General features: G+C 62.9%; 8 protein-coding genes. 3 read left to right on the top strand and 5 right to left on the bottom strand.

Features of this window, described 5'->3' with window-relative positions:
• The 5 genes from EN994_RS05365 to EN994_RS05345 form a co-directional block, all read right to left on the bottom strand.
• The coding region (locus tag EN994_RS05365) for a GDSL-type esterase/lipase family protein (RefSeq protein WP_206530375.1) at positions 1-769 on the bottom strand (769 nt) is incomplete at its 3' end.
• Positions 770-995: 226 nt separating this feature from the next.
• Complete coding sequence (locus EN994_RS05360; RefSeq protein ID WP_013528123.1) at positions 996-1,823, bottom strand: SDR family NAD(P)-dependent oxidoreductase; 828 nt, start codon at positions 1,821-1,823, stop codon at positions 996-998.
• Between the two features lie 87 nt (positions 1,824-1,910).
• Positions 1,911-2,405 (bottom strand): acetone carboxylase subunit gamma, encoded by a 495-nt coding sequence (locus EN994_RS05355; RefSeq protein ID WP_063169875.1) that lies wholly within the window; start codon positions 2,403-2,405, stop codon positions 1,911-1,913.
• Entirely contained in the window at positions 2,402-4,606 is a 2,205-nt protein-coding gene (locus EN994_RS05350) for a hydantoinase B/oxoprolinase family protein (RefSeq protein WP_063169874.1), read from the bottom strand. Before EN994_RS05350 ends, EN994_RS05355 begins: the two co-directional genes overlap by 4 nt.
• A gap of 12 nt (positions 4,607-4,618) precedes the next feature.
• Positions 4,619-6,778: a hydantoinase/oxoprolinase family protein gene (locus tag EN994_RS05345; RefSeq protein WP_082826633.1), complete on the bottom strand. Its 2,160-nt coding sequence runs from the start codon at positions 6,776-6,778 to the stop codon at positions 4,619-4,621.
• A gap of 112 nt (positions 6,779-6,890) precedes the next feature.
• Between EN994_RS05345 and EN994_RS05340 the strand changes: the two genes are divergently transcribed.
• The 3 genes from EN994_RS05340 to EN994_RS05330 form a co-directional block, all read left to right on the top strand.
• Positions 6,891-7,670, top strand: coding sequence for a helix-turn-helix transcriptional regulator (locus EN994_RS05340; RefSeq protein ID WP_063169873.1), 780 nt, complete (start codon positions 6,891-6,893; stop codon positions 7,668-7,670).
• Between the two features lie 287 nt (positions 7,671-7,957).
• Positions 7,958-10,132, top strand: coding sequence for an alpha-ketoacid dehydrogenase subunit alpha/beta (locus EN994_RS05335; RefSeq protein ID WP_063169872.1), 2,175 nt, complete (start codon positions 7,958-7,960; stop codon positions 10,130-10,132).
• Positions 10,133-10,220: 88 nt separating this feature from the next.
• Positions 10,221-11,132: ABC transporter substrate-binding protein (locus EN994_RS05330; protein ID WP_245465986.1), on the top strand; the 912-nt coding region annotated here is incomplete at its 3' end.

Below are 11,132 nucleotides of genomic sequence, written 5' to 3'. Positions count from 1 at the left end.
CGACAAAATCCGGCGGCCGCGCGCCACCACTGAAATCGTTGCTGCCGAGATGCACGACAATGACATTGGTATCAGGCAGTTGCTCCCGGTCAGGACGTGACGGCATCAGTCGCGTGTAGAGGTCGCGCATCGTTGCGTTGGTGCTGCCATCATAATTGCGGACAAGGCCCTTCCCGGATGCTGCAAGCGTCGTAACGTCTGCTCCAAAGCGGCGCGCCACGACTGCGGCAAAGGTCAAGTACTGGTTCTCGGTATCGGCGCTAAACCGGCATTTGGCGTCCTTGCCCTCGACGCCGTAACCCGCCGAGATGGAGTCGCCGATGACTAAAAAGCTGCGGGTTTTCGGCTGCGGCGGCAGAAAAGATCCGTCGGTCCGGATATCCTTGAGAACAGTCGCGCCGAATGACGCTTCGGTTCGGCGGACAAGACGCACGGCGTGCCGGGCGGCCACCGTATCCAATACGACTCTGTAGGTGTGTTCGCCCTTCTTCAAGTCAAGGCGGGATACAGCACCGTCAACATCAACGACCATGCTGTTGCGGCCTGTGTCGTCAAGCACTACGTCGAGCCATGCCCCTTGGAATTCAACCTCGATGGCAGTTCCCGGCCATTCAAATGTGGCTTGGGTTCCGGTCGCCAAAAAGCGACCAACCAGCCGCGCGCTGTGCAACTCCGATTCCCCGGCAAGCGCACAGCGATCAGTGAGCCCATTTAACCCAGCTGCCGCCAACACTGCTATCAGGAATGGCCGAAGACCGGCTACTTTCATCTAGAGTCAGCCTGTGAGAATGGCGAGTGCTACAAGAGCAGTAAACACCTTTTCTCGCAGATGCGAAAGAACTTTTCGCACATGCGAGATGCAGGGCGCGTGCGAAAAATCCGTCCTAAGGCGGTCGTCGCAAGCGGAAGCGCCCCGCCTGATGCCGGCGCCTTTTTAGACACTGGTCCTTTTCAGTCCCCGTCAGTTGGACTTTCGCAAGCACCCCGCTGGAGCGCTACCAAAGCGCTCCGCCGGTGATCTGGATGTTCTCCATGGTGATGCCCTTGGCGAGATCGGAGCACAGGAAGACCGCCAGTGCGGCGATCTCCCGCGGCTGCAGCAGGCGCTGCTGCGGGTTGCCCCTGGCGATCTCGGCCATCGCTTCCTCTGGCGTGCGCCCCTTGCCTTCGCGCTCCACGACCTGCGCCACATTGCGGCGCATCAGTTCGGTCTCGACCCAGGTCGGGCTGATCATAACGCAGGTGACGCCATGCGCCGCCCCTTCCAGCGCCACGCAGCGGGTGAGACCCAGCAGGCCGGCCTTGGACGCGCAGTAGGCCGGGTTGTCCTTCCACCCGACCAAGGCGGCCGTCGAGCCAATGTTGACGATGCGGCCCCAGCCGCGCTCGATCATACCCGGCAGCACGGCACGCGTGACGCGGAAGGCGCCGGTCAGGTTGGTGTCGACGATCTTGTCCCAAAGCGCGTCGGAATGGCCGCAGACCGGCTGCTCGGCGGTGGTGCCGGCGGCGTTGACCAGAATGTCGGCGGGGCCGATGGCCGTCTCGGCGTCAGCCGCGAAACGGTTGGTGACGTCGCTGTCGCGAACGTCAAGGTGTGCGGCGTGAACTTTCGTTCCATGAGCGGCAAGGGCCGAGCGCACGCGCTCGATCTCGTCGGCGGCCGGATAGTAGGCGGCATCGGATCTGTCGGCGCCGGCAGGCGCGATGTAGGAGCCGACGGCGACATTGGCCCCAGCCTCGGCCAAAGCCGTGGCAATGGCGAAGCCCATGCCCGAGAAACCGCCGGTCACGATGGCGCTACGGCCGGAAAGGTTGTTCATGGCGCACGGTCTCCGCTTCGTTTGGGCAGGCAATCAGTCCTGACCGGATTTGGCAATCACAGCGGCGCAGCCTCCATCGACGAGCGTTCAGGACCCCTGAAGCGGTCTGCCCAGCCATTCGCGATAAAAGCCTTCGAGGTCGGGTTCGAAATCATACACGATGGGATAACCGGGTGCCGCCGCCTCGACCTCATGCAGCGTCCCGCACTCCGGGCAGATGAACTCCCGGATTTCCATCCATTCGGGATCAGGGAGATCGCTGTTGGGATAGATCTCGCGCAAAGCCTCCTCGGTGTTGCGCACGTTAATCACGGCGTTGAGCTTCCAGTTCTTCCGATAGTCGCCGAAGGAGTGGCCGCATTCGCAGCGGGTAATGCGCTCATCGCCACTCTGGCAGATGAACAGATGGTCCGAGACCGGCAGCAGGATCGGGTCCTTCCAGGCGACACGATCCTGATAGACGGCAACCATCTTGAAGAAACGGTCGTCATCCTTGTAGGCACTCATGATGCGCCTTGTCTGCGGCCAGGGCAGCTTGCCGGCGGCCAGATCGCCCAGAACTTCCTTGCTGTATGAGGTCATGGCTTGGCTCCCGGCGTGAAGATCGATTTGGCGTCGACGTTCCAGAAATCGCTGAATTCCTTGGTGAAGCGCGACGACAGCTTGATCGCGCTGGCGTACATTTTCTTCACTTCGGGCGCGAAGTCGGCCTTTCCGACGCGGCCACGCTCCTTGGCGATCCAATCCGCCACCGGAATCGCCTTAGCCAGGCGCTCTTTGCGCATGGCGGCGCGGCGTTCGACCGTGGCGTCGATATCGGCGACGGGATAACCGTCTTCATCGTCCTTCAGCACAATGCCGAAAACCTGGTCCGCCGCTTCACGGGTGAGAAAGCCGTTCTCGACATCCCATGCCGTCTTGATCGGATCGCGCTCCAGCACGTCGCCATAGCCACCGCCGCCATTGTAGGAATGGCTGAAGATGTCGCCGGATTTGTGCGGCGAGGTGATGTAGGGGCCTTCGACCACGACATGGTCGCCGCCGATGTTCTTCTCGTAGTCGGAGACGTCAGGGTCGATGCCGGGCGAATGCGCCAGCGGTTCGCCTTTTGCCGCCAGTTCGTGAATGTCTGAGTTGCGCACCGCGCGATGCTTCTGGCAGGTCGGCGCCGGATAACCACCGCACATGCCGCCATTGTCGAACACGCGCGAGGAGTGCTCGGAGGTGTGGAGCCGCAGATGTGAGGTCTTGTTGATCAGCCAGGTCGAGACGAAGGAACAGCCACCGCGATATTTACCGGCGCCGCCGGAATTCGGCACGATCGAACGGCCGATATAGACCATCGGCATCGACTGTTCCCAGACCTCGATGTTGCCCATGTCGGATTCCGGGTTCCAGCCGACATAGGCGGTGTCGAGACCGTCCTTGATGGCGAGCGCCCCGGACCCGGCGGCAGCGCACTCGAAATGCGCCATGCCGAACGGCGTGCCGTATTGGCTTTCGCCGCCCATCTCGATCATCGGGCTGTTGACCTGGCCGACAAAGGCCTCCTCGACGAAGCCGCGCGCGACAAAACTGCGCGACAAAAGCCGTTGGAAAACACCGTAGGCCGGCAGCAGCAGCGCCCATGAGGTGGCGGTGGCCACCATCTCGTTGTCGGGGTTGGTCCAGGTGCCGTGCGGCAGTTTCAGTTCGGTCGCCATCCAGGCACCGTCATTGACCAGGCCTTCGAAATTCATGTGCTGGGTCAGCGTCACGAACATGCCGCCATCCATGCCGGCCGGCGTGCAGTTCATCGAATGGTAGCCCCAGGGCTGCGTGCCCTCGAAGTCCATGGTGATCTTGCCGTCTGACGTGATCTCCATCTCGATCGGGATGTTGTAGAGCCAGTCGGGATCGCCGAGCAGCTGGAAGCCGGGCTTTCCCGCCGTGACATGGCCGTAGAACGTGTGGCCGCGGTAGATGCCGGGCACGGTGAGCTGGCGGGTGCGGGCGAGCTGGGCGCGGCGACCTTCCTCGATGAACTCCTTCGACACCTTCATCCAGTAGTCGAGGCCGATCTCGGAGATCAGCTGCTTGACGCTTTCGCGCATGTCGATGCAGGAGGCGACCTTGGCCTTCTCGTCGAGCACCCAGTAGATCGGCATGCGCAGATTGCGCTCGCAGCGGATGACGTAGTCGCGCCGGATCTCGTCATTCTCGCCGATCTTCTCGGCGCAGACGAACAGGCCTTCGGTGAAGCGCTCCTGCGCCAGGCAGACATCGCCGCCCGGCGTGATGCCGCCGGCTTCCAGTTCGTGGCAGACGGCACCGGCCCAGCCGACCAGCGTGTCTTCATGGAAGATCGGCACCACATCCATGACATCAGGCACCTGCACGGTGCCGATGAAGGCGTCGTTGTTGGCGAAGATATCGCCTTCACGGATTTTCGGGTTTTCCTCGTAATTGTTCTTGATCATCCATTTGATGAAGCGGCTCATCGTATGGACATGCACCATGATGCCGTTGGAGAGCGCGATGGCGTCGCCTTCGGGCGTATAGATGGCGACCACCATCTCGCCGACTTCGCGCACGCCGGGCGAGGCCGAGATGCGGCGGGCCATTTCGCGAGCCGAGACGCAATAGGCGCGCAGCTTGGTGTGCAGCGTCTCGAACTTCAGCGGATCCTGGTTGCGCAGCGTGAGTTCCGTGATGCCGTCATAGCAGCCGGTCTCTTCCATCAGCCGCTCGGAATCGAGCAGTCTTTCGCGAAGGCGCAGGGCCGAAGCAGGTTTGTCCAACATGGCGGTGCCCTCTCAAGCGTGGGTGTAGTGCAGCAGCGTCCATTCATCGACATGGACGCGGTCCTGCGGATGAACGACGAGCGTGGTGGCGGGGTGTTCGATGATGGCCGGACCGATGACTTCGTGACCGGGCTGCAGCAGGTCCATCTCGTAGAGATTGGCCTTGTGCCAGCGTCCGCCGATATAGGCCTCGCGCACGCCCTTGTGCGCGGAAGCCGGATCCGACTTGCCGAGCGGACGCTTGAGCAGCACCGGTTTGACCTTGTCGGCGGTGGCGATCAGCCCGAGTTCGGTGATGGTGAAGCCGGCCTCGCCATAGCGCGACACGCGATGATTGACCTTGGCGTAGACCGCCTCGAACTCGTCGATAACCCTGCGCATGTCGTCGGCCGAGTTGACCTCAGCCAGCGGCGCCATCACTTCGACATCCTCGAGCTGGCCGGTGTAGCGCATCATCAGGAACGGCACGGTCCTGATCTTCTCACGCGCATGGCCGTCGGCGATCATCTCGTCGACCGCGGCCTTGGTCAGGTCGTTCCAGACCGTGGTGACCTTGACGCCGAAGGCGGCCAGCGTCGCCTCATCGGCGCGTGACGGGATGTCGTGCTGCGTCGACACCGAATGCCGGCGCATGAAATCAGCCGTGGTGCAGCCGAAGGCGGAGAAGGCGGCCGCAAACTGGAAGGTGATGATGTCCTTGAAGCCGATGCCCCTGGAACAGCCGGCCAGGTGCAGCGGGCCAGAGCCGCCATAGGACAGCAGCGTGAACTCGGAGGGATGGATGCCCTGGCCCGAAATGACGCGGCGCAGCGCGTTGTTGGCGTCGGCCTCCAGCATGTCGATCATGCCTTCGGCGGCTTCCTCCAGCCCGACGCCCAGGATGTCGGAGCATTTCTCCTGGAAGGCGCGGCGGGCCTTTTCGACCTGCAGCACGACCTTGCCGCCGAGGAAATAGTGCGGGTTGAGCCGGCCGAGAATCGCATCGCAATCGGCAATGGTCGGTTCGGTGCCGCCCCTGGCGAAGCAAATCGGACCTGGATCGGAGCCGGCGCTTTCCGGTCCAAGCGAGACTTTCTTGGTCAGCGGATCGACCTTGAGGATCATGCCGGCGCCGGCACCGATCGTATCGAGGTGCAGCGTCGGCACGTTGAGCTTGAAGCGATCCATCAGCGGCTCGTTCTCGATCCGCGTCTGGCCGCGCGTGATAACGCCCATGTCGAAGGAGGTGCCGCCCATGTCCGAGCAGATCAGCGAATCATTGCCGATCAGCTTGCCGACATAGGCAGCACCGAGGATGCCGCCGATCGGGCCGGAGATCATGGTTTCATGCAGGCGCGGATGGTTGATCGAGGTCAGGCCGCCGAAGGAGAGCAGCGTCTGCACGCCATATTTGAAGCCGTATTTCTTCGAGACGTCCTCGATACCCCTAAGCTGCTTGCGGCCGCGCGAGGTGGCGTAGGCCTCGATCAGGACCGAGTTCAGCCGCGACTGCTCGCGGATGACCGGGCGGACCTCGTGGCTGGTGTAGACGATGATGTCGGCGCCGGCCTTGTCGACCTCTTCGCGGCAGATTTCCGCGATGCGCTTCTCGTGCACCGGATTGACGTGCGAGAAGATGGTCATGATGCAGATCGCTTCGACCTCGTCGGCGATCAGTTTTTTTGCGGCTGCAGAAACCTCGTGCTCATAGAGCGGCAGCACGACGTCGCCGAACTGGTCGATCCGCTCGGTGACGCCATGGGTGCGGCGGCGCGGCACCAGCGGATCGGGATGATGGTGGGTGACCGCATGCAGCCGGTCGGCGTAGGAATAATCGGCCCAGGCCTGCAGCCCGCGGCCCATCAGGATCATGTCCTCGAGGCCCTTGGTGGTGATCAGGCCGAGCCGGCGGCCGGTGCGCGACAACAGCGTGTTCAGCATGCCGGTGCCGGAATAGAGCACGACGTTGACGCCTGAAAACAATGATTCCAGCGAGATGCCCCAGGCATCCGCCGCGTCCTCGGCCGAGGCCAGAAAACCCTCGGCTTCGTTCTTCGGCGTGGTCGCCGACTTGCCGATCTTGAAGTGGCCGTCCTGATCGACAAGGATCGTGTCGGTCATGGTGCCGCCGGCGTCGATGCCGATGACGATTGGGTTGCCGACAATGGGGGCGGTGAGATTGGGTTGGGTCACGGTCGCCTCGGGATCTGGTCTAGGTTGACGCCAGGCTAGATTCATTGGATGGCCTCGCGCCATATGCCTAAAGACACAATGACGGTTGGGCTGACATCGCCGAGAAAAGGGCATGGGCATGGGCAATATCTGGGCGCCGCTCGCCAAAGCGATCGCCGCCATCGGCACGGACAGGCATGTCGACTGCCTGATCGACCTGATCGGCGCCGACATCGACCACGACCTCGTCACGGTGACGCGCTATTCGGCGACGCAGACACCCGAATTCATCAAGCACCGGCGCTTCTCGGATGAGATGGTCCGGCGCTATCTCCACAATTACTACGTGTTCGACCCGTTCTATGCCTCGTGGCGGCGCGAGCGCAGGTTGGGCATCATGCCGCTGAAACGGCTCGCCGACGACGAGGCCAAGCGCGGCCAGTACATTGCCGGCTTCCTGGCGCAGTCGGAGATCTGCGACGAGGTCGGCATCATGCTTGCCGATGGCGGCGACTGGTGCCTCGGCATCTTCCTCGACCGCTCGACCACGTCGTTCAAGGAGAGCGAGATCGCTTTGCTGGACGAGCGGTTGCCTGTATTCGAGGCGCTGCATGCGCTCGACATCAAGGCGCGCGGAACCAAATTCTCCCGCACGTCGGCGCCGACAGGCCCCGGCGCCTCGCCCCGGCAGGAGCCGACGATCCCGGCCAGTCTGTGGCCGGAGCTGTCGCTGCGCGAGCGGGAATTGGTTCAGTTGATCCTCGCCGGCCACCCGACGGCCAACATCGCCGAGCGCCTCGGCATCACCGTCGGCACGGTCAAGAACCATCGCCGGCGCATCTACGAGAAGCTCGACATCACCACCGAGCGGGAATTGTTTTTGCAGTTCTTCCAGCATCAGGCCGATCGCTAGCCGCTCGCTTACCCAGCCGATCCGCCAGCCGAATGCCTGATTTGCAGAGCCGCTCCCTCCGTGAATTGGTGCAGGGGGCTTGTCGCCGGAATGGCTCGAAAACTGGCTTCAAAATTCCTCTTGCGGAACGCCGCCGTCCCGGCTTAGTCTCGGCTTCGCACAGAAAATGAAATTTAATTCCATTTGTGCGGTGCCCGCAAGCCAGTGCAGTGCCCAGGAAAAGTGCCCGGACGCAATCGACTGAGAAAATATTTGATATATCATCTACCAGAACGGAAATAGCTGACATGGTCCAGCAGACATCGATCCAGCCATCGGCGCCCTGGTTGCGGCTCGACGTCGACGATTCGGACTGGAACGACGCCGAGGTTTCGAGCCTGGTGCGCTGGTATCAGCAGATGCTGCTCATCCGCCGTTTCGAGGAAAAAGTGCTCGATCTCGCCAATGCCGGGCTGGTGCATGGTCCGGCGCATGCCAGCATCGGACAAGAGGCGACGGCGGTCGGCGCCATGTCCGTGCTCGGTACGGGCGACCGCATCAACGGCACCCACCGCGCCCATCACCAGGTCTTGGCCAAGCTTGTCAACGCGCAGACGCCCGGCGGATTCGACCCGTTGCATGACGCTTTCAACCCGGACATGCAGGGCTCGGTGCGCGGCTTGATGGCCGAGATCATGGGCCTCAAGTCAGGCTATTGCGGCGGCCGTGGCGGCTCGATGCATATGCGCGACGATGCCTCCGGCATCCCTGGCACCAGCGCGATCATTGGCGGCAACCTGCCGCATGCGGCCGGCTATGCGCTGGCCGACAAGCTGCTCGGTACCGGCAACATCTCGGTCGCCTTTTTCGGCGACGGCACGATGATGGCGGGGCCGGCCTATGAGGCGATGAACATCGCCGCGCTCTACCGGCTGCCGGTGATCTTTTTCGCCGAAAACAATCTCTATGCCGTCTCGACGCACATCAACGAGCAGACGCGCGAGACGCGGCTGGCCTCGCGCGGACCTATGCTCGGCTTTCGCGGCATCGAATGCGACGGCATGGATGTGGTGGCGGTCCACCATGCCATGCGCGAGGCGCGCCGGGCGATCGAGGAAGACGGTGGCCCGGTGCTGGTCGAGGCGCTTTGCTACCGCTTCCTGCATCAGAGCGGCGCGCGCCCGGGTAGCGAATTCGGCTACCGCACGCGGGCCGAGGAAGACGCCTGGAAAGCGCGCGATCCGCTGGTCACGATGGCGGCTCGCCTGAAGACGATGGGCATTTTGAACGCTTCCGACCTCGGCACACTCGACCAGCGCGTCATGGAGGTGGTCAACACCGCTGCCGATTCGCTCACCGAAATGAGTGGCAACGCGCTGGGCATTCCCGACCATCTGTGGCCAGACCCAGGCGGCGTCGACAACCAGATACGCGGTGATCTTTCCGAACTGAAGGGCGAGCGTTTCCTCGAGATCGAGGATATGCCGCCAGCCGACACCAGGCCGGTCAAGTTCATGGTTGCCGCGTCCGAGGTGATTGCGCGCGCCATGGAAAAGGATTCGCGCATCATTATCATGGGCGAGGATGTGCACCGGCTGCGCGGCGGCGTTTCGGGCGCCACAAAGGGTGCGCTGGAACGCTGGCCGGAGCGTGTACTGGCAATGCCCATCGCCGAGAACGGTTTTGTCGGCGTGGCGCTGGGTGCAGCGCTTTGCGGGCTGCGGCCTATCGTCGAGATCATGTTCGGCGATTTCTGCCTGGTTGCCGCCGACCAGCTGTTCAATGCGGTCAGCAAGGTGCGCCACATGTTCGGCGGCGGCTTCCCGGTGCCGATCGTGATCCGGGTGCGCGTCTCGCCGCACACCGGCTACGGCTCGCAGCATTCGGGCGATCCGTCTGGCCTGTTCGCGCTGTTTCCCGGCTGGCGCATCGTCGCCCCGACGACGCCCTTCGACTATATCGGCCTGATGAATTCGGCGCTGAAATGCGACGATCCGGTCGTCGTCATCGAGCATGTCGAACTGTTCCCGAGCGAAGGGCCTGTGCCTGCGGATGACCGCGATTATTGCGTGCGACTCGGCAAGGCGAAAACCGTCAGGCCGGGCAGTGCCTGCACCTTGCTCACCAGTGCCAGCATGGTCGCCGTCGCCAAGCAGGTGGTCGAGGAGACCGGCGTCGATGCCGAGATCATCGATCTGCGCAGCCTCGACCCGACCGGGCTCGACTGGCCGCTGGTGGAGGCCTCGATCCGCAAGACCAACCGGGTGGCCGTCGTCGAGCAGGTGCAGCGTGGACTGTCGCTTGGCGGACGGCTGACACAAGAGATTCAGGATCGCGTGTTCGACTATCTCGATCACGAGATCCTGCATGTGACGGGAAGCCTCTCGGCTCCCGTCGTATCGGCCCCGCTCAACCGCGCCGCACTGGGCGGCGCTGATAAGCTCAAGGCCGCGCTTCAATCCCTCATTGCCGTGGGTGGATAGAGCAACGCATTGCCACAAAGATCTGACAAGAAAATGGGAGAATGAAATGGACATGACGATCCTACCAAGAGCCAAGACCAGGGCGACGATGCTGGCGGCCGTGCTGCTGGCCACCAGCGCCTTCTGGGCGCCTGCCACCTTCGCGCAGGACAGCAAGCCGCTGGTCATTGCGCGTAACATCGACCTCAATTCGCTCGATCCGCACCGCGCCTTCTGCGACACCTGCCAGATCTACAATTCCAGCGTCTACGAATCGCTGCTGACGCTGGACAAGGACAACAAGCTGATCCCGCTGCTCGCCTCGAAGTGGGAAGGCAATGCCGACCAGAGCAGCTTCACCTTCACGCTCGACCCGGCCGCCAAATTCTCGGACGGTTCGCCTGTCGAAGCCAAGGACGTCAAATGGTCCTGGGAGCGGCTGAAGAACCTCAAGGGCAGCGCCTCGTTCCTGATGGACAATGTCGCCTCGATCGAGACTCCGGACGCGCATACGGTCGTCGTCAAGATGGTCGCGCCGAGCTCCGAATTCCTCAACATCGCGGCGGCGCCCTACGCAGCGGTCGTCAACAGCAAGGTTGCTTCCGAAGCCGGCGCCAAGGCCGATGCGGACGCCTCGACGACAGACAATGCCGAGGCCTGGTTCCTGGCCCATTCGGCCGGCAGCGCGCCGTTCGTGCTGAAATCCTATGAGCCCAATTCGGAACTGCGGCTGGCGCGCAACGACAAGTACTGGCGCACGGCGCCGGCGCTGAGCGAAGTCGTCATACGCCAGACCAAGGATGCGGTGGCGCAGGCGCAGATGCTGCAGAGCGGCACCGCCGATATCGCCATGCAGATCGACCCGGACACGGCCAAGACGATGACCGGCAGCGACGTCAAGATCGAGACCGTGCCGTCCTACAACTTCATCTATGTGGCGCTGTCGCCCGGCGCCAAGGCCAACAAGGTGCCGCTGACGCCCGAAGTGCGCGAGGCCATTTCGCTCGGTCTCGACCCTGTC

It is taken from the genome of Mesorhizobium sp. M7A.F.Ca.CA.002.09.1.1 (assembly GCF_003998555.1).
Lineage (GTDB): Bacteria > Pseudomonadota > Alphaproteobacteria > Rhizobiales > Rhizobiaceae > Mesorhizobium > Mesorhizobium ciceri.
Note: the sequence above shows the minus strand (reverse complement) of the source record. Positions and strands in the feature narration are given on the sequence as shown.

What these genes read in the sequence shown, in the direction of transcription:
- EN994_RS05360 (WP_013528123.1), bottom strand. Translation starts at nt 1,823, where the DNA reads ATGAACAACCTTTCCGGCCGTAGCGCCATCGTGACCGGCGGTTTCTCG.
- EN994_RS05355 (WP_063169875.1), bottom strand. Translation starts at nt 2,405, where the DNA reads ATGACCTCATACAGCAAGGAAGTTCTGGGCGATCTGGCCGCCGGCAAG.
- EN994_RS05350 (WP_063169874.1), bottom strand. Translation starts at nt 4,606, where the DNA reads ATGTTGGACAAACCTGCTTCGGCCCTGCGCCTTCGCGAAAGACTGCTC.
- EN994_RS05340 (WP_063169873.1), top strand. Translation starts at nt 6,891, where the DNA reads ATGGGCATGGGCAATATCTGGGCGCCGCTCGCCAAAGCGATCGCCGCC.
- EN994_RS05335 (WP_063169872.1), top strand. Translation starts at nt 7,958, where the DNA reads ATGGTCCAGCAGACATCGATCCAGCCATCGGCGCCCTGGTTGCGGCTC.